General features: G+C 39.6%; 23 protein-coding genes and 1 riboswitch. Of the genes, 19 read left to right on the top strand and 4 right to left on the bottom strand.

Annotated elements, in window-relative coordinates:
* Positions 1 to 58: 58 nt before the first annotated feature.
* Positions 59 to 349, bottom strand: a complete 291-nt coding sequence (locus tag ACE198_RS07665) for a 4a-hydroxytetrahydrobiopterin dehydratase (RefSeq protein WP_375375135.1) — start codon at positions 347 to 349, stop codon at positions 59 to 61.
* Positions 350 to 410: 61 nt separating this feature from the next.
* Positions 411 to 1,355, bottom strand: a complete 945-nt coding sequence (gene rnhC / locus ACE198_RS07660; RefSeq protein WP_251460290.1) for a ribonuclease HIII — start codon at positions 1,353 to 1,355, stop codon at positions 411 to 413.
* Between the two features lie 108 nt (positions 1,356 to 1,463).
* Between rnhC and zapA the strand changes: the two genes are divergently transcribed.
* The 13 genes from zapA to ACE198_RS07595 all read left to right on the top strand — a co-directional run bounded on the left by zapA (position 1,464) and on the right by ACE198_RS07595 (position 16,233).
* Positions 1,464 to 1,724 carry a cell division protein ZapA gene (gene zapA, locus ACE198_RS07655; RefSeq protein WP_098574316.1) on the top strand — a complete coding sequence of 87 codons (261 nt, stop codon included), beginning with the start codon at positions 1,464 to 1,466 and terminating at the stop codon, positions 1,722 to 1,724.
* Positions 1,725 to 1,730: 6 nt separating this feature from the next.
* A complete protein-coding gene (locus tag ACE198_RS07650; RefSeq protein ID WP_098574314.1) occupies positions 1,731 to 2,285 on the top strand; it encodes a CvpA family protein in 555 nt (184 codons plus the stop codon).
* A 74-nt stretch (positions 2,286 to 2,359) separates the two neighbouring features.
* Complete coding sequence (polX, locus tag ACE198_RS07645; protein WP_375375134.1) at positions 2,360 to 4,078, top strand: DNA polymerase/3'-5' exonuclease PolX; 1,719 nt, start codon at positions 2,360 to 2,362, stop codon at positions 4,076 to 4,078.
* A 12-nt stretch (positions 4,079 to 4,090) separates the two neighbouring features.
* Positions 4,091 to 6,451 carry an endonuclease MutS2 gene (locus ACE198_RS07640; RefSeq protein ID WP_251460294.1) on the top strand — a complete coding sequence of 787 codons (2,361 nt, stop codon included), beginning with the start codon at positions 4,091 to 4,093 and terminating at the stop codon, positions 6,449 to 6,451.
* Between the two features lie 19 nt (positions 6,452 to 6,470).
* Complete coding sequence (locus tag ACE198_RS07635) at positions 6,471 to 6,878, top strand: DUF350 domain-containing protein (protein WP_098574308.1); 408 nt, start codon at positions 6,471 to 6,473, stop codon at positions 6,876 to 6,878.
* Positions 6,879 to 7,110: 232 nt separating this feature from the next.
* On the top strand, positions 7,111 to 8,814 hold the full coding sequence (locus tag ACE198_RS07630; protein ID WP_375375133.1) for a long-chain-fatty-acid--CoA ligase: 1,704 nt from the start codon (positions 7,111 to 7,113) through the stop codon (positions 8,812 to 8,814).
* A 186-nt stretch (positions 8,815 to 9,000) separates the two neighbouring features.
* Positions 9,001 to 9,585 carry a fatty acid metabolism transcriptional regulator FadR gene (locus ACE198_RS07625; RefSeq protein ID WP_098574304.1) on the top strand — a complete coding sequence of 195 codons (585 nt, stop codon included), beginning with the start codon at positions 9,001 to 9,003 and terminating at the stop codon, positions 9,583 to 9,585.
* 23 nt (positions 9,586 to 9,608) lie between these two features.
* Positions 9,609 to 10,382 (top strand): enoyl-CoA hydratase, encoded by a 774-nt coding sequence (locus ACE198_RS07620; protein ID WP_375375132.1) that lies wholly within the window; start codon positions 9,609 to 9,611, stop codon positions 10,380 to 10,382.
* A gap of 106 nt (positions 10,383 to 10,488) precedes the next feature.
* The gene (locus ACE198_RS07615; protein ID WP_375375131.1) at positions 10,489 to 11,262 is read left to right on the top strand and encodes an electron transfer flavoprotein subunit beta/FixA family protein; all 774 of its coding nucleotides are present in this window, start codon (positions 10,489 to 10,491) and stop codon (positions 11,260 to 11,262) included.
* A 39-nt stretch (positions 11,263 to 11,301) separates the two neighbouring features.
* A complete protein-coding gene (locus ACE198_RS07610) occupies positions 11,302 to 12,279 on the top strand; it encodes an electron transfer flavoprotein subunit alpha/FixB family protein (protein ID WP_098574298.1) in 978 nt (325 codons plus the stop codon).
* 146 nt (positions 12,280 to 12,425) lie between these two features.
* Complete coding sequence (gene trxA, locus ACE198_RS07605; protein WP_098574296.1) at positions 12,426 to 12,740, top strand: thioredoxin; 315 nt, start codon at positions 12,426 to 12,428, stop codon at positions 12,738 to 12,740.
* A gap of 141 nt (positions 12,741 to 12,881) precedes the next feature.
* Positions 12,882 to 14,654, top strand: a complete 1,773-nt coding sequence (gene uvrC / locus ACE198_RS07600) for an excinuclease ABC subunit UvrC (RefSeq protein ID WP_098574294.1) — start codon at positions 12,882 to 12,884, stop codon at positions 14,652 to 14,654.
* A 70-nt stretch (positions 14,655 to 14,724) separates the two neighbouring features.
* Positions 14,725 to 14,902: riboswitch (Lysine riboswitch) on the top strand.
* Positions 14,903 to 15,015: 113 nt separating this feature from the next.
* Positions 15,016 to 16,233 (top strand): aspartate kinase, encoded by a 1,218-nt coding sequence (locus ACE198_RS07595; protein WP_375375130.1) that lies wholly within the window; start codon positions 15,016 to 15,018, stop codon positions 16,231 to 16,233.
* A 46-nt stretch (positions 16,234 to 16,279) separates the two neighbouring features.
* Here ACE198_RS07595 and ACE198_RS07590 read toward each other — a convergent pair whose 3' ends face one another.
* Entirely contained in the window at positions 16,280 to 16,723 is a 444-nt protein-coding gene (locus tag ACE198_RS07590) for a YslB family protein (RefSeq protein ID WP_375375129.1), read from the bottom strand.
* A 443-nt stretch (positions 16,724 to 17,166) separates the two neighbouring features.
* Between ACE198_RS07590 and ACE198_RS07585 the strand changes: the two genes are divergently transcribed.
* From ACE198_RS07585 to gerE, 4 genes are all read left to right on the top strand, one after another.
* Positions 17,167 to 17,775: a succinate dehydrogenase cytochrome b558 subunit gene (locus tag ACE198_RS07585; RefSeq protein WP_098574290.1), complete on the top strand. Its 609-nt coding sequence runs from the start codon at positions 17,167 to 17,169 to the stop codon at positions 17,773 to 17,775.
* A gap of 57 nt (positions 17,776 to 17,832) precedes the next feature.
* The gene (gene sdhA / locus ACE198_RS07580; RefSeq protein ID WP_098574288.1) at positions 17,833 to 19,581 is read left to right on the top strand and encodes a succinate dehydrogenase flavoprotein subunit; all 1,749 of its coding nucleotides are present in this window, start codon (positions 17,833 to 17,835) and stop codon (positions 19,579 to 19,581) included.
* Between the two features lie 15 nt (positions 19,582 to 19,596).
* Positions 19,597 to 20,358 carry a succinate dehydrogenase iron-sulfur subunit gene (gene sdhB / locus ACE198_RS07575; RefSeq protein ID WP_026563390.1) on the top strand — a complete coding sequence of 254 codons (762 nt, stop codon included), beginning with the start codon at positions 19,597 to 19,599 and terminating at the stop codon, positions 20,356 to 20,358.
* Positions 20,359 to 20,578: 220 nt separating this feature from the next.
* The gene (gene gerE, locus ACE198_RS07570) at positions 20,579 to 20,803 is read left to right on the top strand and encodes a spore germination transcription factor GerE (RefSeq protein WP_026563391.1); all 225 of its coding nucleotides are present in this window, start codon (positions 20,579 to 20,581) and stop codon (positions 20,801 to 20,803) included.
* A 424-nt stretch (positions 20,804 to 21,227) separates the two neighbouring features.
* Here gerE and ACE198_RS07565 read toward each other — a convergent pair whose 3' ends face one another.
* Positions 21,228 to 21,530 (bottom strand): HesB/YadR/YfhF family protein, encoded by a 303-nt coding sequence (locus ACE198_RS07565; protein WP_098574286.1) that lies wholly within the window; start codon positions 21,528 to 21,530, stop codon positions 21,228 to 21,230.
* A gap of 207 nt (positions 21,531 to 21,737) precedes the next feature.
* On the opposite strand from ACE198_RS07565, the gene ACE198_RS07560 reads away from it, so the two are divergent.
* Together ACE198_RS07560 and racE are read left to right on the top strand one after the other, a co-directional pair.
* Entirely contained in the window at positions 21,738 to 22,187 is a 450-nt protein-coding gene (locus ACE198_RS07560) for a MarR family winged helix-turn-helix transcriptional regulator (RefSeq protein WP_375375128.1), read from the top strand.
* Between the two features lie 15 nt (positions 22,188 to 22,202).
* Complete coding sequence (racE, locus tag ACE198_RS07555) at positions 22,203 to 22,997, top strand: glutamate racemase (protein WP_375375127.1); 795 nt, start codon at positions 22,203 to 22,205, stop codon at positions 22,995 to 22,997.
* The last annotated feature ends 106 nt before the right edge of the window (positions 22,998 to 23,103 follow it).

Genomic DNA, 23,103 nt, shown 5'->3' with positions numbered 1-23,103 from the left:
AGCTCGAAGAAAAAATTCGGGCTAGCTTTTTTTTTAGTTATAACGAATTCAATTCATATTATCTCTTTTCATAAATCGTGTCATAGTTTTTCGCCAAAGTGATATCCAAATCAGTTAATCCTCCGGCATTCCATGAGGTTAAGCGAAGTGTGACTAGTTTATAGTCAATTGAAATGAATGGATGATGATTTTTTTCTTCTGAAAGCTGTGCAATAGCATTCACGAACGCCACGCCTTGTAAGAATTCACGAAAGCGATACTTTTTCACAATGAATTTTCCGTCCAATTTCCAGCCTGATAAGCCCGCAACAGCTGCCGTAATCCCCTCTTCATTTAGTCGATTTGCCACCCTTAACTCCTCCAAACACCGTTTTTATATACCTATTCGAAACTAAGACCAAAAAATCATTTCAATTTCGTTTTTTATTAACAAGGGCGATCGCTTTATCGGTATTGGCAAAGTGGAGCTTAACATAAGATGGAAGGATGTCACGCCCTTTGCTCATAATCAGTTTCGCTGCAGCAACATCCACCTGTGCCCCTGCCCCTTTTGGAATTTTGAATCCGGCAGACTCGCTGAGTTTATCAATATATTGGATGAAGGCGTATCGTGCGAGAATACTTGCTGCAGCAACGGCAAGATGAATGCCTTCTGCTTTCGTACTAAAACAAACATTCTCTTTGGCCACTGCTTTTTGCCCTTTAATATGTTGAAAATAGGTACTGCCCTGCACAAATTGGTCGATAAGAATGGCTTCGGGTTTTTCAGGCGAAATTTTGTCTAATACATTTAAGATTGCTTGATTATGAAGAATCGCCTTCATTTTCCCCTGTGACATTCCAGATTGTTGGACCTGATTATATTTTTCGTTTTTTAAGGTCATTAAACTAAACGGAATAATGTCTTTAATAACCTTTGCAATTGCAATGATTTTTTCATCGTTTAAATCTTTCGAATCCCGCACACCTAATTCTTTCAACAAGGGAATATTTTCTTTTTTTACATAAGCTGCCACGACTGTAATGGGTCCGAAAAAATCTCCCGTCCCAACTTCATCTGAACCAATCACCGACATTTGACCAATCCCAACAGGCAGGTCGCCTTTTGCTTGTGATTTCGGTTTAGATGGAGAGGAAGGCTTATTTGAAGCGGCACTTCCCCATTTACTGGCCTCTTTTTCACTATCATTACCTTGGAATAATACTTTGCCAGATTTATAAGCTGTAATCATACAGGCAGACGTTTTTGCGGCAAACACACTGCCGGGAATGTTTTTATCTAATAAACTTTTCCCGTAATAGTTTCTCATTTCCATGATCTTATTCATTTCTAGATTCAATACAACATTACCCATACTATATACACCACATTTCTAAATAAAGATAAAATACGCTTTAACTTTTCCACAGATATCGGTTCATGTTATGATAGAGAGTAGGATTCTCTGAATGGAGGCATGACGTTGTCGAATAATCAAAAAAATAGAACAACCGTAGATATATACGGACAACAATATGTTATTATGGGTTCCGAAAGTCCAAGTCACATCCGGCATGTGGCCTCATTAGTTGACAATAAAATGCGCGAAATCAGTTATAAGAATCCCAATTTAGATGCAACTAAACTCGCCGTTTTAACCGCTGTAAATGCAGTCAATGATTTTCTTCAAATGAAAGACGAATTAAATCGGCTTAAAACAGAACAACTAAAGGAAAAGGACTAAAAAATCATGTTGGATTTAGCCATTATCATTTTTTTAATTATTGGATTCTTTGTAGGCCTGAAAAGAGGCTTTATACTGCAGCTTGTTCATTTATTAGGTTTTATTATTGCATATGTAGCCGCATATTCATACTACGAACAGTTAGCACCGAAGTTAACATTATGGATTCCTTATCCGAACTTCGGTAATATGTCCACCCTAAAAATCCTTGGCGAAAGCAGTAATATGGAAACCGCCTTTTATCGTGCGATCGCCTTTGTCATCATCTTTTTTGCGGTAAAAGTATTATTGCAAATTATTGGTTCCATGCTCGATTTCGTTGCTCATCTGCCTATTTTAAAGCAGTTGAATGTTTGGGCAGGAGGGATTCTAGGTTTCGTTGAAGTGTATTTAGTTATCTTTATTTTATTATATATTTCAGCCCTTGTACCAATCGAATTTATGCAAAATGCTTTGGACCATTCGATCATGTCAAAAGCAATTGTGAATAACACTCCGATCCTTTCACAGCAAATAAAAAGCTTGTGGATAGAATATACAGCTGCTTTAACTTCTCTGTAGCAGAGAAGTTTTTCTATTCATGCCATAAAGTAGGCTAAAATGAAAATGCTAATCAGTAGGTAGGTGACTTAATAATGGAAGCAACTAAAAAAGATTTATTACGCTTATTAGAAACGATTGCCGTTTATATGGAGTTAAAGGGAGAAAACCCTTTTAAGGTTTCTGCTTTTCGAAAAGCGGGCAATGCCTTGGAAACAGATGAACGAGACTTAACAGAAATTGAAGATTTTACAACGATTTCTGGGATCGGTAAAGGGACAGCCGCTGTCATAGATGAATACATAAAAGAGGGTACTTCCTCCGTGTTAACAGAGTTAAAGGCGGAGGTTCCAAGAGGACTAATCCCGTTGCTTCAGCTCCCAGGACTTGGGGGTAAGAAGATTGCCAAACTATACAAAGAGTTAAAGGTCATTGATGTTTCCAGTTTAAAAAAAGCCTGTGAAGCAGGAAAGGTTCAAGCACTCGCTGGTTTTGGTAAAAAAACAGAGGAAAAAATTCTCAGTGCCATTGCCAATGTCGGTACAAGGCCTGAACGGCTTCCGTTAGCATACATGCTGCCCATTGCAGAGCAGATTGAAGCCACACTGGCGGAATTAAAAGATATTGAGAAATTCTCACGTGCAGGAAGCCTGCGCAGAATGAGAGAGACGATCAAAGATCTTGATTTTATCATCGCAACCAATCAGCCTGAACATGTGCGCGAGCAGCTATTACAATTAGCAAACATTAAAGAAGTGATTGGAGCAGGAGAAACGAAGGTCTCCCTCGTTTTTGCCTATGATTATGATATTTCTGTCGATTTTCGCCTCGTGAAACCCGAAGAATTTATCACAACTCTGCATCATTTCACTGGATCAAAAGATCATAATGTCCGGATGAGACAACTTGCGAAAGAACGCGGTGAAAAAATCAGTGAATATGGCGTGGAAATAAGCGAGACAGGGGAAATTCTCACCTTCTCATCTGAAGAAGAATTTTTCAAGCATTTTGACCTTCCCTTTATTCCTCCAGAAATAAGAGAGGACGGGAAAGAAGTCGAGATATTCAGTGCAACGGAGGAATTAATTGAGTTAGCAGATATTAAAGGTGATCTGCACATGCATTCCACCTGGAGCGACGGTGCCCATTCCATTGAACAAATGGCTCAAGTCTGCCGGGCAAGAGGTTATCAATATATGGCCATCACAGACCATTCACAGTATTTAAAAGTGGCTAATGGCCTTACACGCGAAAGACTACTAATGCAAAGAGAAGAAATTAACAGACTAAATCAAAAGTATGATGATTTTCTTATTCTAGCGGGTGTCGAGATGGATATTCTTCCAGATGGCAGCTTGGATTATGATGATGAGTTCCTGGCTGATATGGATTTCGTGATTGCCTCCATTCATTCTGCCTTTTCTCAACCGCGGGAAAAAATCATGGAACGTCTAAAGACAGCGTTAACGAATGCCCATGTGGATTTAATAGCTCATCCAACCGGCCGAAAAATCGGGCGCCGCGAAGGATATGATGTCGACATCGATTTACTGATTCAACTTGCCAAAGAAACCAATACAGCACTAGAACTAAATGCAAATCCCAATAGGCTAGATCTAGCAGCCGAATATCTACGAAAGGCTCAAGATGCGGGAGTAAAAATCCTTATCAACACAGATGCACATAAAATGGACACATTAAAGCATATGGAAATCGGTGTTTCCGCAGCCAAAAAAGGCTGGATTAAAAAATCATCCGTGTTAAATGCCCTGGATAAAAATGACCTGCTAGAATTTTTACATAATCGAGAATAGGAGGTTATCTCCATGCAAGAAAAGGCATTAAAAGTATTAGAATTCACTAAAGTTAAAGAACAGTTGATAGAACATGCGGCTTCTTCCCTTGGGAGAAGAAAAATACAGGACTTAGTCCCATCTACTGATTTTGATGAGGTGGTTAAACTTCAAGCTGAAACAGATGAGGCAGCGACGGTATTCCGGGTAAAAGGGAATGTTCCACTTTCAGGTGTTCATGATATAACTGCACACATCAAACGTTCTGTCATTGGCGGTGTGTTAAGCCCGCATGAACTTATTCAAATAGCTAGTACTATCCATGCAAGCAGACAAATGAAACGATTTATCGAAGAGTTTGCTGATGAACGAACAGAAATTCCGATTTTGTCTGAACAAGCGGAGAGAATTATTCCGCTCACAAACCTTGAGCATTCAATTAAACAAGCCATCGATGACAATGGTGAGGTATTAGACAGTGCAAGCGATCTTTTACGGTCATTAAGGCATCAACTTAGATCCAATGAATCGCGAGTTCGTGAAAAATTAGAGAGTATGATTCGCTCTTCTAATGCCAGCAAAATGCTTTCCGACGCTATTGTCACGATTCGAAATGACAGATTTGTCATTCCTGTTAAACAAGAGTATCGCGGCCATTATGGCGGGATTATTCATGACCAAAGTGCATCGGGACAAACCCTTTTTATAGAACCGCAAGTGATTGTCCAATTAAACAATCAACTGCAGGATATTCGTGTGAAGGAACAACTCGAAATCGATAGGATTCTTACCGAGTTATCCGCCGCAGCGGCTGAGCGCGAAAGTGAACTTAAAGTCATCGTCAAAGTCCTTGCTAATTTAGACTTTATTTTTGCAAAGGCAAGGTTTGGAAAGCAAATAAAAGCAACCATGCCGATCATGAATAATGAAGGAAGGATTGCATTATATAAGGCAAGACATCCACTTATTCCCATCGATGAAGTCGTCGCCAACGACATCATGCTTGGAAAAGAGTTCACAACGATTGTTATCACGGGTCCGAATACTGGCGGAAAAACGGTCACCTTAAAAACACTTGGGTTGTGTACATTAATGGCCCAGGCGGGTTTGCAGATTCCAGCGTATGACGGTTCGGAGTTAGCTGTTTTTGATGCAGTTTATGCTGATATAGGCGATGAACAATCCATTGAACAGAGCTTAAGTACCTTTTCATCCCATATGGTTAATATCGTGGATATCTTAAACCGCGTCGATTTTAATAGTCTTGTACTATTTGATGAACTAGGGGCAGGCACCGATCCGCAGGAAGGTGCGGCCTTGGCGATTTCCATTTTAGATGAGGTTCACAAACGGGGCGCGAGAGTCATTGCGACGACACATTATCCTGAGTTAAAAGCATACGGTTATAACCGTGAGGGTGTTTTGAATGCAAGTGTCGAGTTTGATGTGGAAACATTAAGCCCTACCTATAAATTGTTATTAGGAGTTCCTGGGCGGAGTAACGCGTTTGAAATCTCCAAACGTCTCGGCTTAAATGAACGGGTCATCGAGGCGGCCCGCTCACATGTTAGTGAAGATACGAACCAAATTGATAAGATGATTTCATCGCTTGAGGATAGTAAACGACTGGCAGAAAAAGAGCAAGAAGAAGCTCGCGATTATTTAAAGTCTGCTGAGAAACTCCATCAAGACTTGCAGAAACAACTGATGGAATTTTACGAGAAAAAAGACTCTATGCTTGAGAAGGCAGCTGAGAAGGCTGGAGAAATCGTTGATGAGGCAAAGAGTGAGGCAGAACTGGTCATCCGAGATCTTCGCAAAATGCGCACGGAAAAGCATGCCGATATTAAAGAGCACGAATTAATTGAAGCAAAACGGCGCTTAGAAAATGCCGCACCAGAAATACCAAAATCCGCTGCTAAACTCACAACTAAAAAAACAAAGAAACATACGTATATGCCTGGCGATGAGGTAAAGGTACTTACCTTTGATCAGAAGGGCACCCTGGTTGAAAGAGTTTCTTCAAATGAATGGCAGGTTCAAATCGGTATTCTCAAAATGAAAGTAAAAGAAAAAGATATGGAATATATGAGTACCCCGAAACAGGTTGAAACCAAGCCAATGGCGATTGTCAAAGGTCGGGATTCATATGTTAAACTGGAATTAGACCTCCGCGGAGAGAGGTATGAAGATGCTCTTCTTAAGGTGGAAAAATATATTGATGATGCGCTGCTTTCCAGTTATCCACGTGTATCGATCATCCACGGTAAAGGAACGGGTGCACTGCGACAGGGTGTTCAGGAATACTTAAGAAACCATCGCTCTGTCAAAAAAATTCGCTTTGGAGAAGCTGGGGAAGGCGGATCAGGCGTAACCATCGTAGAGTTTAAATAATGTCCGGGGAGTTTTGGCAATGGACCAGTTTTGGGAGAACGAATATATTCAAATAGCTGCTAATTATAGTGTCGTCATTTTATTTTTGGTCGTCTTTTTAGCTATTTTTGAAATGGTGACCAAATATAAAAATTGGGAAGAAATCAAAAAAGGAAATGTGGCTGTGGCAATGGCAACGGGGGGGAAAATATTTGGGGTGGCCAATATTTTTCGCTGTACAATCGAGCAGAACAATTCGTTGCTTTCCATGATTGGCTGGGGGATTTATGGATTTCTGTTATTAGTAGTTGGTTATTTTATCTTTGAATTTTTAACGCCAAAATTTAAAATTGACGAAGAAATTCAAAATGATAATCGGGCAGTTGGGTTGATTTCGATGGTGATCTCGATTGGTTTATCGATTGTCATTGGTTCAGGTATTACGTAAGGGGAGAATAATAAGTGGAGACATTAGCTAAGATACTTCTTGGATTATGCGGCTTGTTTTTGCTAATCGGTTTAATCTATATGTTATTTTTTGCGTAAGTCCAAATCACCGCTGAGGATTATTCAGCGGTGATTTTTTAACTATATCGTCAATTGTTTAATGTGAAGTACTGTAATATAATAGAATAGAAGTTTGAATTTTTAAAATTATCCACATAGAAAAGGGGGATATTATGTATGAAGAAAAGCCTTGGCTAGCACTGTATCCGAAAGAAATACCCGCCACACTTGAGTACTCTAGAGAGCCTGTACAGCAATACTTAGTGAATTCTGCAGAGCAATACCCTGAAAAAATAGCGATTCATTTTATGGGAAAAGACATCACTTATAAACAACTTTATGAAGATGCCATGAATTTTGCTGGTTATTTGCAAGAAAACCTGGGCATTTCAAAAGGTGATCGGGTCGCGATTATGCTGCCGAACACACCACAGGCCGTGATTAGTTATTTTGGGATACTCATGGCAGGCGGAATTGTTGTACAAACGAACCCATTATATACGGAACGTGAACTTGAATATCAGATGAAAGATTCAGGAGCAAAGGCAATCATTACACTCGACATCCTCTACCCACGTGTATCTAAAGTAATGCCGCATACAAATTTACAGCATATAATTGTAACCGCTATCAAGAACTACTTACCATTCCCTAAAAATCTAATTTATCCCTTCATCCAGAAAAAACAATATGGCGTTGTTGTGAATGTCAAACACGGAGGAAGCACACATCTGCTTTCGGAAATAGTAAAAATAAAGTCTTTAAAAGTGAGGGATGTTGAATCTAATCCTGAGGAAGATGTTGCTCTCCTTCAATATACAGGTGGAACGACAGGATTTCCGAAAGGTGTTATGCTCACTCATAAGAACTTAATTGCTAATACAAAGATGTGCCAGGCCTGGCTTTACAAAACCAAGCCAGGAGAAGAGTCAGTACTCGCAATTATCCCGTTTTTCCACGTGTACGGCATGACAACGGTGCTCATTTTATCGGTGATGCAGGCCAATAAAATGATTCTTTTACCTAAATTTGATGTGGAGACAACATTGAAGACCATACACCAACAGCGCCCAACAGTGTTCCCAGGTGCACCAACCATTTACATTGGCCTCTTAAATTATCCTGATTTGAAAAAATATGATTTATCATCCATTCACTCTTGTATCAGTGGCTCAGCGGCCCTTCCCGTTGAAGTACAAGAGAAGTTTGAGGACGTATCTGGAGGAAAGCTTGTAGAAGGCTATGGGTTAACGGAAGCATCTCCAGTCACACATGCGAACTTTTTATGGGATGCCCCTCGAATGAAAGGCAGTATTGGTGTGCCCTGGCCAGACACAGAAGTAAAGGTTGTTGCAACCGACACAGGTGAACCGGTGCCGATCAAGGAAATGGGAGAAATCGTGATAAAAGGGCCGCAAATCATGAAAGGGTACTGGAATCGTCCAGAGGATACCAAGGAAGTTCTTCATGATGGATGGTTATATACAGGTGATCTTGGCTATATGGATGAACAAGGCTATTTTTATGTCGTTGATCGCAAAAAGGATATGATTATCGCCGGTGGGTATAATATCTATCCAAGAGAAATAGAGGAAGTATTATATGAACATCCGGATGTAGTTGAAGCGGTTGTAGCAGGAATACCTGATCAATACCGTGGAGAAACGGTTAAGGCATACATTGTTTTAAAAGAAGGTTCAACCGTTACGGCAGAAGAAATGAACCAATTTTCACGAAAATATCTTGCAGCATACAAGGCACCAAGATACTATGAATTTAGACAAGAATTGCCCAAAACAGCTGTAGGGAAAATTCTAAGAAGGATGCTAATTGAAGAAGAGAAACAAAAAATAGAAGAAAACCAAAAACACGCATAATTGCTCCTCTTTTTTTTGACAGATTAAGCCTGTCCCTAACCCATTATATGAAAAAAGTAATGAGATATCTTGACATATCCAGAGATAATAACTATTATTAAAATATGAATGATCATTCATTCATATTTTTCTTTTTAATAATTCTATTAACTGAACAGAACTTTTTTTTTCAAAGGAGGGATAGAGTTGAAAAAAAGTAAGCCCAAATACATGCAAATTATTGATGCAGCGGTGATTGTGATCGCCGAAAATGGCTACCATCAAGCCCAAGTTTCAAAAATTGCAAAGCAGGCTGGAGTGGCTGATGGCACCATTTATCTATATTTTAAAAACAAGGAAGACATCCTTATCTCTCTCTTTGAAGAAAAAATGGGAAGTTTCATTGAAAAAATAGATACAATGATAGCAGGAAAAGGGACGGCGGCAGAGAAGTTATTAATGATGATAGAAGCTCATTTTAGTATGCTTTCTGAAGACCATCATATGGCAATCGTGACACAGTTAGAGTTACGGCAATCGAATAAGGAACTGCGGCACCGAATTAATAATGTTCTAAAAGGTTACCTGCAGGTAATTGATAAGATTGTTATTGAAGGTAAAGAAACCGGTGAGTTTCCCATCGACCTCGATATCCGTCTGGCCCGGCAAATGATTTTCGGTACAATCGATGAAACCGTGACATCATGGGTGATGAACGAGGAAAAGTACGATCTAGTTGCACTGGCTACTCCAGTCCATCGCCTCTTGATTAATGGCTGTGGAAGCCGATAAATATTAAAATAGGGGGAAATCCAATGGAATATTTAAAATGGTCTTTTCAAGACAGTATTGCGACAATTACAATTGATCGTCCTCCAGCAAACGCCCTTTCTTCAGGACTACTAAGGGAATTGTCAACTGTGCTTGATGAGATTGAACCTAATCGCAAGATCAGAGTTATTGTCATTCATGGGGAAGGGCGCTTTTTCTCTGCTGGTGCAGATATTAAAGAATTTACTACTGTCACTTCTTTAGAAGGATTTTCAAATCTTGGAAAGTATGGGCAAGACTTATTTGACCGAATGGAAAAATTCCCGAAACCCATTATCGCCGCTATCCATGGTGCAGCACTTGGCGGGGGGCTTGAACTAGCAATGGCATGCCATATCCGCTATGTTAGTGAGCAGGCAAAACTTGGTCTGCCTGAATTGCAGCTTGGCTTAGTACCAGGATTTGCTGGTTCGCAGCGTCTGCCTAAATATGTGGGCGTGGCAAGAGCTGCGGAAATGCTGTTTACTTCTGAGCCAATCACAGGTATAGAAGCAGTCCAATTTGGTTTAGCAAATCGTGCTTTTCCCGACACAGAAGTAGTCCCGCAGGCACTTAAACTAGCAGCGAAAATTGCGAAAAAAAGCCCAGGGTCCATCAGTGCGGCAATTGAACTGCTAAATTATGCAAAAACAGACGAGTTCTACGAAGGTTCCAAAAGAGAATCTGAGTTATTTGGTCAAGTGTTTGTTTCTAACGATGGGAAAGAAGGCATCCAAGCCTTTATTGAAAAAAGAGAACCAAATTTTAAGGGTGAATAAACTTATCTTTGCAGGTATAATTGTAAAGGAAGCCCTTTTTTTTATAAAAAATTTTCTCAATCTTTCAAACTGAGCGAATGCTCGAAATTTTATTAGGAGGGAAATCATGAATATTTATGTATTAATGAAAAGAACCTTTGATACCGAGGAAAAAATTTCGATTGCTGCTGGAAAAATTAATGAGGATGGCGCTGAATTTATCATCAATCCTTATGATGAATATGCTATTGAAGAAGCAATCCAGGTTCGCGATGCTAAAGGTGGAGAAGTAACCGTTATTTCTGTTGGAACAGAAGAAGCAGAAAAGCAATTACGTACTGCACTGGCAATGGGTGCAGATAAAGCAGTCCTTATCAATACCGAGGATGATGTAGAAGGCGGAGATCAATTTACGACAGCAAAAATCCTTGCTGAATATTTAAAGGATAAAGATGCTGATTTAATTATTGGCGGAAATGTAGCGATTGACGGTGGAACAGGCCAAGTGGGCCCACGTGTTGCGGAATTGTTAAACATCCCTTATGTAACAACTATTACTAAATTAGAAATTGACGGAACAAATGTAACCGTTACCAGAGACGTTGAAGGTGATTCTGAAATCATCGAAACTAGCCTTCCACTATTAGTTACAGCCCAACAAGGTCTAAACGAACCGCGCTACCCATCCTTACCTGGGATTATGAAAGCAAAGAAGAAGCCGCTTGAAGAATTAGAGTTAGATGACCTAGATCTTGAAGAAGACGATGTGGAAGCAAAAACAAAAACGATTGAAATTTATTTGCCGCCTAAGAAGGAAGCAGGCCGCGTTCTAGCTGGCGATTTGAATGATCAAGTAAAAGAACTTGTTCAGCTTCTTCATACCGAAGCAAAAGTAGTCTAACGGGTTTAATACAAATTTTGTTCTCAGGAGGTATATGGAATGTCAAGAAAAGTGGTAGTTTTAGGAGAAGTTCGTGACGGTTCATTACGTAATGTGTCATTCGAAGCAATTGCAGCAGCAAAAACAGTTGCTGAAGGCGGAGAAGTAGTTGGTGTTTTAGTGGGCGATTCTGTAAGTGCTCTATCGACTGAGTTAATCCAATTTGGTGCGGACCGTGTGGTTGTGGTTGAAGATGAGAAATTAAAACTTTATACATCAGATGGTTACGCTCAAGCTCTTTTAGCGGTGCTTGACCAAGAAAAACCAGAAGGGCTGATTTTGGGACATACCTCATTAGGTAAAGACCTTTCCCCAAGAATTGCCGGAAAATTAGCATCAGGTTTAATCTCAGACGCCACTGCTATTGAAGTAGCGGGTGGAAATGTCGTGTTCACAAGACCGATTTATTCCGGTAAAGCATTTGAAAAGAAAATTGTGACAGAGGGCTTGATTTTCGCAACGGTACGACCAAATAATATCGCCCCACTTGAGAAAGACGAAGGCAGAAGCGGAGATGTATCAGCCCTTTCTGTAGAAATCAAGGATCTTCGTGCAATCATTAAAGAGGTCGTTAGAAAAGCGAGTGAGGGTGTTGATTTAAGCGAGGCGAAAGTAGTTATTTCAGGAGGCCGCGGTGTAAAAAGTGCGGATGGGTTCCAACCGCTTAAAGAGTTAGCCACAGTCCTTGGCGGTGCAGTAGGTGCTTCTCGTGGTGCTTGTGATGCTGATTATTGTGATTACTCGCTGCAAATTGGCCAAACGGGCAAGGTTGTTACACCAGATCTTTATATTGCTTGCGGCATTTCCGGAGCTATTCAGCATTTAGCCGGGATGTCTAACTCAAAAGTAATCGTTGCTATTAACAAGGACCCAGAAGCAAACATTTTTAAAGTAGCTGATTACGGAATTGTCGGTGACTTGTTTGAAGTAGTTCCATTACTAACTGAGGAGTTTAAAAAGCTCAAAGTACACTCATAATAATAAGGGCGAGCGGAATGCTTCCGCTCGTTTTGTATTTTGTTTATTTTGGGGATAATAATTGATGAAGCAATTTATTAGCTTGATTTTTTAAACGATGTTATACTTTCGGTAGTAACTCAGTAATCATTAGGAGGGCAATATAAATGGCAATTTCACATTTAACTGATCAAAACTTTTCGGCTGAAACTGGTTCAGGCCTTGTTCTTGTAGATTTTTGGGCACCATGGTGCGGACCTTGTAAAATGATCGCTCCCGTTCTTGAAGAACTTGATTTAGAAATGGGCGATAAGGTAAAAATCACTAAACTTGATGTGGATGATAACCCGCAAACTGCAGCAAACTTTGGTGTAATGAGCATCCCAACTTTATTAGTGATGAAAAATGGAGAAGTCGTTGATAAAGTTGTCGGCTTCCAACCAAAAGATGCACTAGCAGGTGTTTTAGAAAAACATGTGTAAATAAAATGAAAATGCCTTAGCTTGGAAATAACCCAGCTAAGGTTTTTTTATTTTTCCAAGAGACTACTACTTTTAATTATGCGCCGTTTCCTTTAATATTTTAACAGTAGATTATATATAAGACGGGAGAGAGTGGCCGGAATGAATGAAACAATTAAGCAAAAACTGACGCTGCTGCCGGATCAACCTGGCTGCTACTTAATGAAAGACCGTCAGGGAACGATTATTTATGTGGGAAAAGCTAAGGTACTAAAGAATCGTGTCCGTTCCTATTTTACGGGATCGCACGATGGGAAGACACTAAGACTTGTCAATGAAATTGAGGACTTTGAATATATCGTAACCTCTTCGAATATTGAAGCACTTTTGCTGGAATTGAATCTTATTAAAAAGTACGATCCAAAATACAATATCATGCTGAAGGATGATAAAACCTATCCGTTTATCAAGTTAACAGCGGAAAAGCATCCCAAACTTATTATCACAAGAAAAGTAAAAAAGGATAAAGGCAAATACTTTGGTCCGTATCCCAATGTGACAGCTGCAAATGAAACCAAAAAGCTTCTTGACCGAATCTACCCGCTCCGCAAATGCTCAACCCTGCCGGACCGAGTCTGTTTATACTATCATTTAGGACAGTGCCTGGCACCATGTGTGAATGAAGTTCAGGAAGAGCAGTATAAACAGATGACGGATGAAATCACCCGCTTTTTAAATGGCGGGTATAAGGAAATAAAAAAAGAGCTGAAGGAGAAAATGGCTGCTGCCTCCGAAGAATTGGACTTTGAACGTGCAAAAGAATACCGTGACAAAATCATCCATATTGAAACGATTATGGAAAAACAAAAAATTACGATGACCGATTTTACTGATCGTGATGTTTTTGGCTATGCCGTCGATAAAGGCTGGATGTGTGTGCAAGTCTTTTTTGTCCGCCAAGGCAAACTAATTGAGCGGGACGTTTCTATGTTCCCCGTCTATAATGAGCCAGAGGAAGAAATCTTAACGTTCCTCGGTCAGTTTTATTCGAAAGCCAATCATTTTAAGCCGAAAGAAATTCTCATTCAAGATGATGTCGAGTTGAGTTTAGCAGAACAACTGTTGGAAGTTAAAGTGCTTCAGCCGCAACGAGGACAGAAAAAGGATCTTGTGCAATTAGCGATTAAAAATGCAAAAATTGCTTTGAATGAAAAATTTTCACTAATTGAAAAGGATGAAAATCGAACCATTAAGGCAGTGGAGAACCTGGGAGAATTACTGGGAATCTACACGCCACACAGGATTGAGGCTTTTGATAATTCTAACATCCAAGGGACAGACCCTGTATCAGCAATGGTAGTGTTCATTGATGGCAAGGCGAACCATCGTGAATACCGTAAATACAAAATCAAAACGGTTCAAGGGCCGGATGATTATGAATCGATGCGAGAAGTAACGAGAAGAAGGTACTCACGCGCGCTAAAAGAGGAACTCCCTCTTCCTGATTTAATCATCATTGATGGTGGTAAAGGGCATGTTGAAGCCGTACGAGACGTATTGGAAAATGAATTAGGCTTAGATATTCCGCTCTCGGGGCTTGTAAAAGACGAAAAACACCGGACATCCCAATTGCTGTATGGCAATCCTTTAGGAATTGTTCCGCTCGGGCGAAACAGCCAGGAGTTTTATTTACTGCAAAGGATTCAAGATGAAGTCCATCGTTTTGCGATCACCTTCCATCGCCAACTGCGCGGAAAAACTGCGTTTCAATCCTTGCTTGATGATATTCCGGGAATTGGGGAGAAACGGAAAAAGTTATTGTTAAAACAGTTCGGCTCGGTGAAAAAAATGAAAGAAGCAAGTAAAGAGGAATTCATTAATATTGGAATTCCTATGAATGTGGCCGAAGAATTAATCAAAAAACTTCAATCCTAGAGATTGTCAGAAAAAAAGGAACATGCTATAATAAGTGAAAATTTAATTTACTATCACTTTTACGTATTAAAGTGAAGGTAGAGGTGCGAGCTTCAAGAGTAGTGGTTCTGAGAAGGATGAGCTTCTGAGAAGAATCATGAAAGGGGATGTTCGCCGAAGTAAAGAAGGTCTCATAACTTTCTTTTCTGGTCCCGTATTGAATAAATGCTGGATTGTCAAGACTAATGTCTTGGAGAGCTATCTTACATTGTAGGTGCGAGAATTTTTTTCGTGTTTTAAGCAATGAGATGCCCTTCTCATTGCTTTTTTGTTTTTATTTGGGGAAAAATATGAATTACATCTGGAGAAGGGGAAAACAAACATGGGGATTATTGTACAAAAGTTCGGAGGCACCTCCGTCGCTAATGTAGAAAGAATTTTAAATGTCGCATCATGTGTAAAAGGTGAGGTTGACCGCGGAAATAATGTGGTTGTTGTTGTTTCTGCAATGGGAAAATCTACGGATACACTCGTCGGTTTAGCAAAGGAGATTTCAGCGCAGCCAAATAAACGGGAAATGGACATGCTGTTATCGACCGGGGAACAAGTAACGATTTCGTTACTGTCTATGGCTCTCAACCAGCAAGGTCTTGATGCTGTGTCCTTTACTGGGTGGCAGGCTGGTATTATGACCGAACCAGTCCATGGAAATGCCCGGATTTCTAATATTAAAACAGCAGCGATTGAATCACAGCTTGAATCCGGCAAGGTGGTTATTGTTGCGGGATTCCAAGGAATCACCGAAGAGGGTGAAATTACTACACTTGGCCGTGGCGGTTCCGATACCACAGCCGTTGCACTCGCAGCAGCCTTAAAGGCAGATAAATGCGACATATATACGGATGTAACGGGAGTTTTCACAACGGATCCAAGATATGTGAAGAGTGCTCGCAAGCTATTATCGGTATCGTACGATGAAATGCTGGAGTTAGCTAATTTAGGTGCAGGAGTACTTCATCCGCGAGCAGTGGAATTTGCTAAAAACTATCAAGTACGTCTCGAAGTTCGTTCGAGCATGGAGAAAATAGAAGGAACAGTTATTGAGGGGGAAGCAGCAATGGAACAAAACTTAGTTGTCCGCGGAGTTGCATTTGAGGACGAAATTACAAAAGTAACAGTATTAGGGTTGGCTAATTCATTAACAAGCCTATCAACCATTTTTACCACACTTGCTGAAAATCATCTGAATGTGGATATTATTATCCAAAGCACAACTGAGGGTGGATCTGCGAATTTGTCCTTCTCTATTCATACAAATGATCTATTAGAAACATTAAAGGTCCTAGAAGACAATAAAGCTGTTTTGAATTATGAGCAAATTGATGCTGAAAACAAATTAGCGAAGGTGTCGATTGTCGGATCAGGGATGATTTCCAATCCCGGTGTAGCAGCAAAGATGTTTGAGGTACTCGCTGCAAACAACATCCAAATCAAAATGGTCAGCACATCAGAAATAAAAGTGTCGGCCGTTGTAGAAGAAAAAAATATGTTAAAAGCAGTAGAAGCTTTACACGAAGCATTCGGACTTGCAGTTCAATAAAAAAGAATGGTGTCAGGCACTATTCGGTGCCTGACACCATTTTCAATTAGTTTTTTTCCCATTTCACTGTGAAAACAACTTTATTGGATTTTTTTATTGGATGTTCGAAGGTTTCGGCGTTGGCTTCTTTTTGCAATTCAATTTGTTGGGCAAGGAATCCTGCTTCAAGTTGGAAAAAATGTTCAGCCTTTGACTTAACTCGTGAAATAATGAGCGGACTAATTAATTCAAATTGGAACTCAGTTTTATTTTCTTTCACAAGTTTTAACTGGCCCCATGAGGCCTTGGCGAAGAAATCAATAATCTGTTCTAAATCCATTAATGGATATTTTCGTGCAAGTCGTTTTCCAGCCCAATATAAAATTTCAGGTGTGTCTTTCCCTAAAATCTCAGGCAAGAGAACTTCTCTGATTAGTTCATATCCGAAGATGGAAATAGTTCTAGGTTCATCAATATCGATCGTTTCATTCATAACTGTACTATTATTCACAAGCTTCCCCTCTTTCTATCATTCTATTATATACATTTTTGGTTAATTTTTAGTACAGTTTTTCTAGTTATAATGAATCAAATTTAGCTTATTTTTTTGTTATTTTGCAATATCTTACCTTGTTTTCCATGATAATTATCATTCCCGATAAAGAAATAATAACAACCGTTTTTTCTTGGTAATTAATTGAAGGAATTCAAGAAATGTTGAGAAATGACCCATTTTTTTAGCGAGTATATATTAATTATTATAATATCAATATATTTAAAAAATTTTAGTTTTATCCGAGTAATGTGTATCCGTTTTCTTGACGCTCTTAGATGATGGGAGTAAAATGAACTTGTCACATTATTGTCACAGTGATGCGAAGTTTCGACAAAAGTGGATTTAATTTGATAGAAACTGAACATCATTTTTTTTAAACATTATAGGGGGGTAAATTTATGGCGGGTAATCGAGAGTTTGTTTATCGGAGATTGCATTCGTTGCTAGGTGTTATTCCAATCGGGATCTTTGTCATGCAGCATCTAATTGTGAATCACTATGCAACAGAAGGGGTAGAATCCTTCAACAAAGCAGCGAACTTTATGGGGAATCTTCCATTTCGCTATGTTTTAGAAACTGTAATTATTTATTTACCGATTTTATTCCATGCAATCTACGGGCTGTATATCGCTTTTACAGCTAAAAACAATGCAAGTCAATATGGTTTTTTTAGAAACTGGATGTTTATGCTACAACGTGTGTCTGGTGTAATTACACTAATTTTCATCACATGGCATGTGTGGGAAACTCGTATCGCTGCTGCTTTTGGAAATGAAGTTAACTTCCAAATGATGCAAGATATCCTATCATCCCCATTCATGTTTGGATTTTATGTTGTTGGTATCATTTCAGCAATTTTCCACTTTGCAAATGGCTTGTGGTCATTCTTGGTAAGCTGGGGCATTACAGTATCGCCTCGTTCTCAAGTGATTACTACATACGTGACAATCGTTATTTTCTTGGCTCTATCTTATGTTGGTGTAACGACATTACTAGCTTTTGTATAAAAAATGAACGATTGCTCGGAAAAATATTGGATTTTGGATTAAGGGAGTGAGTCACGAATGAGTAAAGGTAAGGTTATTGTAGTCGGCGGTGGTTTAGCTGGCTTAATGGCAACGATTAAGGTTGCTGAAACAGGAACACCAGTAGAATTATTTTCTTTAGTGCCTGTTAAACGCTCTCACTCTGTTTGTGCCCAGGGTGGTATTAATGGAGCAGTAAATACAAAAGGTGAAGGGGATTCCACATGGATTCACTTTGATGACACAGTATATGGCGGAGATTTCTTAGCTAACCAGCCGCCAGTAAAAGCAATGTGTGACGCAGCACCTGGAATTATTCACTTAATGGATCGTATGGGAGTTATGTTTAACCGTACTCCTGAAGGATTACTTGATTTCCGACGCTTTGGTGGAACACAGCATCACCGTACTGCATTTGCTGGAGCAACCACTGGTCAACAGCTGCTTTATGCATTGGATGAACAAGTTCGCCGCGAGGAAGTAGCAGGCCTTGTAACGAAATATGAAGGCTGGGAATTCCTTGGTGCAGTTGTTGATGACGATGGTGTGTGCCGCGGGATTGTTGCTCAAAACTTAAAAACAATGGAAATTAAATCTTTCTCTGGCGATGCCGTTATTATGGCTACTGGAGGCCCTGGTATTATTTTTGGAAAATCAACTAACTCTGTTATTAATACAGGTTCTGCTGCATCAATCGTTTACCAGCAGGGCGCTTATTATGCGAATGGAGAAATGATTCAAATCCACCCGACTGCCATTCCTGGTGATGATAAACTTCGCTTAATGAGTGAATCAGCACGTGGTGAAGGCGGACGTGTTTGGACATATAAAGATGGAAAGCCTTGGTACTTCTTAGAGGAAAAATATCCTGCCTATGGAAACCTTGTACCACGTGATATTGCAACACGTGAGATTTTCGATGTATGTGTAAATCAAAAACTTGGAATCAATGGCGAGAACATGGTATACCTTGATCTTTCTCATAAAGATCCACATGAATTAGATGTTAAACTCGGCGGTATTATCGAGATTTATGAAAAGTTTATGGGTGATGACCCTCGTAAAGTTCCAATGAAAATCTTCCCGGCTGTTCACTATTCAATGGGTGGCCTTTGGGTTGATTACGATCAAATGACAAGCATTCCAGGGCTATTTGCAGCTGGTGAATGTGATTACTCACAACATGGTGCGAACCGCTTAGGTGCCAATTCCTTGCTTTCTGCCATTTACGGTGGAATGGTCGTTGGTCCAAATGCAGTGAAATATATCAAAGGTCTTGAAAAGAGTTCTGATGCTGTATCTTCTACCGTTTTTGACCGTCATGTCAAAGAACAAGAAGAAAAATGGAATGCTGTTATGTCCTTAAATGGAAATGAAAATGCATATATCCTCCATAAAGAGCTTGGCGAATGGATGACGGATAATGTAACCGTTGTTCGTCACAATGACAGACTATTAAAAACTGACGAGAAAATTCAAGAACTATTAGAACGTTACCAAAAAATTAACATTAATGATACATCTAAATGGAGCAACCAAGGGGCAGCCTTTACTCGTCAATTACAAAACATGCTTCAATTGGCTCGTGTTATTACGATTGGTGCATACAACCGGAATGAGAGCCGCGGTGCTCATTATAAGCCTGACTTCCCTACTCGTAATGATGAGGAATTCTTAAAAACAACAATGGCGAAATTTGTTGACAGTTCTTCCGCACCGGCCTTCCATTATGAAGATGTTGATGTCTCATTAATCAAGCCACGCGAACGCAATTACGCAAAAAGTTAAGGGGGAGTAGGAATAATGTCTGATACTAAAATGGTGAAATTTATTATTTCACGTCAAGATAGCGAAAATACTGCTCCTTATGAGGAGGAATTTGAGGTTCCCTATCGTCCGAATATGAATGTCATTTCGGCGTTAATGGAAATCCGTAAAAACCCTGTCAATGCAAAAGGACAAGCATCTACCCCAATTACTTGGGATATGAACTGTTTAGAGGAAGTCTGCGGTGCTTGTTCGATGGTCATCAACGGCAAACCGCGTCAATCTTGTTCAGCACTGATCGATCAATTGGAGCAGCCAATTCGATTAGCGCCTATGAAGACATTCCCGGTAGTGCGTGACCTTCAAGTTGACAGAAGCAGAATGTTTGACGCCTTAAAGAAAGTAAAAGCATGGATCCCAATCGATGGTACCTATGATTTAGGACCAGGACCTCGTATGCCTGAGACAAAGCGTCAATGGGCGTATGAACTTTCTAAATGTATGACATGTGGTGTTTGCCTTGAGGCATGTCCAAATGTAAACAGTAAATCAAACTTCATTGGTGCACAGCCGCTTTCACAGGTTCGTCTTTTCAACGCACATCCAACGGGTGCTATGAATAAGGCAGAACGACTTGAAGCGATTATGGGCGATGGCGGACTTGCAAACTGTGGTAATTCACAAAACTGTGTGCAATCTTGTCCAAAAGGTATTCCATTGACAACCTCTATTGCTGCATTGAACCGTGATACAACTATTCAAGCGTTTAGAAGCTTCTTTGGAAGTGACCACGCGTAATTAAGCAAAACCTTCTTTTCTTATGTGGAAAAGAAGGTTTTTTGTCGTTTATTTACGCCGCAAACAAAAGTTCATAGGTATGAGGTGCTTTTTTTGATAAAAATCATTCTCCTGTCAGTAAATATAGTCACTACATTTGTATCGTTCACATAAGATATGTTGACTAAATATATACCCACCCCGTGTTCATAACTGGCGAAGGCAAGGAGGGTTACAGTACTTGAAGGAGAATGTTTATAATCATAAACCGTTACTCACCAAACGTGAAAGAGAAGTATTCGAGTTATTAGTACAAGACAAAACAACGAAAGAAATCGCTGGTGAATTATTTATAAGCGAAAAAACGGTTCGGAATCACATTTCAAATGCCATGCAAAAGCTTGGTGTCAAGGGGCGTTCACAAGCAGTTGTAGAGCTCCTTCGAATGGGAGAACTAGAACTTTAACATTGACCGGCATCCTTCTTGGAGGCCGGTTTAATTTTGAATAAATTAAACATAAAAAAGGTAAGCATATTCGAATCGAAATGCTTACCTTTTTTTAGCCGAAAGGAATGTAAAACCTTCCTATCAGGCATGAGTGAAATTACGCCTCTGTCTTCAATGCGGATTAATGGTACTTAAACATACTTCTCTGCTTAATTAAAAGCAGGTATTCTTACCATCCTTTGAAACCAAGAGGATAGATTACTTAATACGAATACCGCTCTAAAACCTAGTATAAGTAAGGTTGAGAATAAGCCGTAAATTATATTCAAAGTAACCCCTCCACACTGAAATTTAGTGTTAATAAGTAACACTAGGATTATTGTTAATCTGGAGACTAATTTTATTCGGTGAACTGTATTTTACCATGAACTTTTCCTTGAATTTACGACTTCGACTTGGTGTAACTATATTCTACTTCATCTTTTTCTTCATTATAGTCGACATGTAAATCATGTTGATTGAAAAACCACAAATCCCTTTCTTCAATATAAAATAACAAACCTTCTGCCTCAAATTTCACAATGATATCAAAAGGATCATTATCCACAGTGAAACCAAGTGAAAACCCTTCTTGGACGGGACTGTTTCCATATACCTTCGGATAAAACTTTACTTTATCCCCTTTTTTTAATTCGACTTCTTCCTTAAACCAGTTTAGTGCTGCCGTGCTAATTAAAATTTCCATTCTTTTCTCACCTTTGGCTTTCTATTCATTTTCCCACTTTATTATACTCCAAAGTGTGGCAAACTAATATTTTTCTAATAGTTTCAACTTGAATTTTTAGCAAAAAAGGTAGAAAATAAGAAGAAGCATAAAGTCTGACAACGAGAAACATTACTTTTAAATAGATGAATGTTTTGGAGTAGAGAAGCTTTTATAGGAGTGTATGAGATGAAACTCGAGAATTCACAAACGGCAAATGGGGACATTGTTGCAAATATTGAGAAGGATTTACGTTACATTTCTGGCATCATTAAGCAAAAGGGACGAGAAATGTTAAGCAATTATACGATTACACCTCCACAATTTATCGCCCTGCAATGGCTCTTTGAAGATGGTGATATGACAATTGGGGAACTTTCTACAAAAATGTACTTGGCATGCAGTACAACGACAGATCTTGTTGACCGGATGGAAAAAAATCTTCTCGTAGAACGGGTGAAAAATCCAAACGACCGTCGTGTGGTGAGAATACATTTGCTTGATGAAGGTAAAAGAATTATTGATGAAGTAATTAAAAAGCGTCAAGTTTACTTAGAAGAAGTGTTAGTGGATTTCACCCCGGACGAAATTCATGTTCTTCAAAAAAGCTTAACGAAATTGCATCAGGAAATGCGTTAAAAGAGGCGATACGTTTTGAAACAAGCTATTGGTGTGATGGATTCTGGCGTCGGCGGATTAACCGTTGCCAAAGAGGTGATGCGTCAGCTCCCAAATGAGAAAATCATTTATTTGGGAGATACGGCACGATGCCCATATGGTCCGAGAACAACAAAGGAAGTTAAGAGGTTCACATGGGAGATGACCTCTTTTTTATTAGAGAAGAAAGTTAAAATGCTCGTCATTGCGTGTAATACCGCTACAGCTGCGGCATTAGACGAGATTCGCAAGGAATTGCCGATTCCAGTCTTAGGGGTAATTAACCCTGGAGCACGTGCGGCCATTAAGAAGACCAAGAATTATCGGGTCGGGATTATTGGCACTGAGGGTACTGTAAAAAGCGGGGCATACGAAAGAGCATTAAAATCATTAAATAGTCGGCTTTTTGTTAAAGCGCATGCCTGTCCTAAATTTGTTCCGCTTGTTGAAAGTAACGAGTTTGGAGGTCCGATTGCGGAAAAAATTGTCGACGAAGCCCTCAAACCGATGCTCAATGAAAAATTGGATACACTAATTTTAGGCTGTACCCATTATCCGCTGTTAGAGCCCGTGATAAAACAGGTCATGGGTGAGTCTGTCAGCGTTATTAGTTCGGGTGACGAGACAGCACATGAAATAAGTGCAATTCTTCAGTACAATGGGTTATTAGATACATGCGAGGACGATCCAGTACATGAATTTTACACCACTGGTTCAAGAAGAATATTCTCAAAAATCGCCTCACAATGGCTGGGATATCCAATTATCGACGTCAAAAAAATTAAACTATAAAACAAAGGTGTCAGGCACCACTCGTGGACAAATGTCCACGAGCGGTGCCTGACACCTTTTAATTTTGTTCTATTTTTTTCCGTAAGTCGGTCTAATTTATTATAAG

Source organism: Neobacillus sp. KR4-4, assembly GCF_042136325.1.
Classification (GTDB): domain Bacteria; phylum Bacillota; class Bacilli; order Bacillales; family Cytobacillaceae; genus Neobacillus.
The sequence above is the reverse complement of the archived record's forward strand: the minus strand, read 5'-3'. Positions and strand labels throughout refer to the sequence as shown.

What these genes read in the sequence shown, in the direction of transcription:
- rnhC (WP_251460290.1), bottom strand. Translation starts at nt 1,355, where the DNA reads ATGGGTAATGTTGTATTGAATCTAGAAATGAATAAGATCATGGAAATG.
- ACE198_RS07650 (WP_098574314.1), top strand. Translation starts at nt 1,731, where the DNA reads ATGTTGGATTTAGCCATTATCATTTTTTTAATTATTGGATTCTTTGTA.
- polX (WP_375375134.1), top strand. Translation starts at nt 2,360, where the DNA reads ATGGAAGCAACTAAAAAAGATTTATTACGCTTATTAGAAACGATTGCC.
- ACE198_RS07640 (WP_251460294.1), top strand. Translation starts at nt 4,091, where the DNA reads ATGCAAGAAAAGGCATTAAAAGTATTAGAATTCACTAAAGTTAAAGAA.
- ACE198_RS07635 (WP_098574308.1), top strand. Translation starts at nt 6,471, where the DNA reads ATGGACCAGTTTTGGGAGAACGAATATATTCAAATAGCTGCTAATTAT.
- ACE198_RS07630 (WP_375375133.1), top strand. Translation starts at nt 7,111, where the DNA reads ATGTATGAAGAAAAGCCTTGGCTAGCACTGTATCCGAAAGAAATACCC.
- ACE198_RS07620 (WP_375375132.1), top strand. Translation starts at nt 9,609, where the DNA reads ATGGAATATTTAAAATGGTCTTTTCAAGACAGTATTGCGACAATTACA.
- ACE198_RS07615 (WP_375375131.1), top strand. Translation starts at nt 10,489, where the DNA reads ATGAATATTTATGTATTAATGAAAAGAACCTTTGATACCGAGGAAAAA.
- ACE198_RS07610 (WP_098574298.1), top strand. Translation starts at nt 11,302, where the DNA reads ATGTCAAGAAAAGTGGTAGTTTTAGGAGAAGTTCGTGACGGTTCATTA.
- trxA (WP_098574296.1), top strand. Translation starts at nt 12,426, where the DNA reads ATGGCAATTTCACATTTAACTGATCAAAACTTTTCGGCTGAAACTGGT.
- uvrC (WP_098574294.1), top strand. Translation starts at nt 12,882, where the DNA reads ATGAATGAAACAATTAAGCAAAAACTGACGCTGCTGCCGGATCAACCT.
- ACE198_RS07595 (WP_375375130.1), top strand. Translation starts at nt 15,016, where the DNA reads ATGGGGATTATTGTACAAAAGTTCGGAGGCACCTCCGTCGCTAATGTA.
- ACE198_RS07585 (WP_098574290.1), top strand. Translation starts at nt 17,167, where the DNA reads ATGGCGGGTAATCGAGAGTTTGTTTATCGGAGATTGCATTCGTTGCTA.
- sdhA (WP_098574288.1), top strand. Translation starts at nt 17,833, where the DNA reads ATGAGTAAAGGTAAGGTTATTGTAGTCGGCGGTGGTTTAGCTGGCTTA.
- sdhB (WP_026563390.1), top strand. Translation starts at nt 19,597, where the DNA reads ATGTCTGATACTAAAATGGTGAAATTTATTATTTCACGTCAAGATAGC.
- ACE198_RS07565 (WP_098574286.1), bottom strand. Translation starts at nt 21,530, where the DNA reads ATGGAAATTTTAATTAGCACGGCAGCACTAAACTGGTTTAAGGAAGAA.
- ACE198_RS07560 (WP_375375128.1), top strand. Translation starts at nt 21,738, where the DNA reads ATGAAACTCGAGAATTCACAAACGGCAAATGGGGACATTGTTGCAAAT.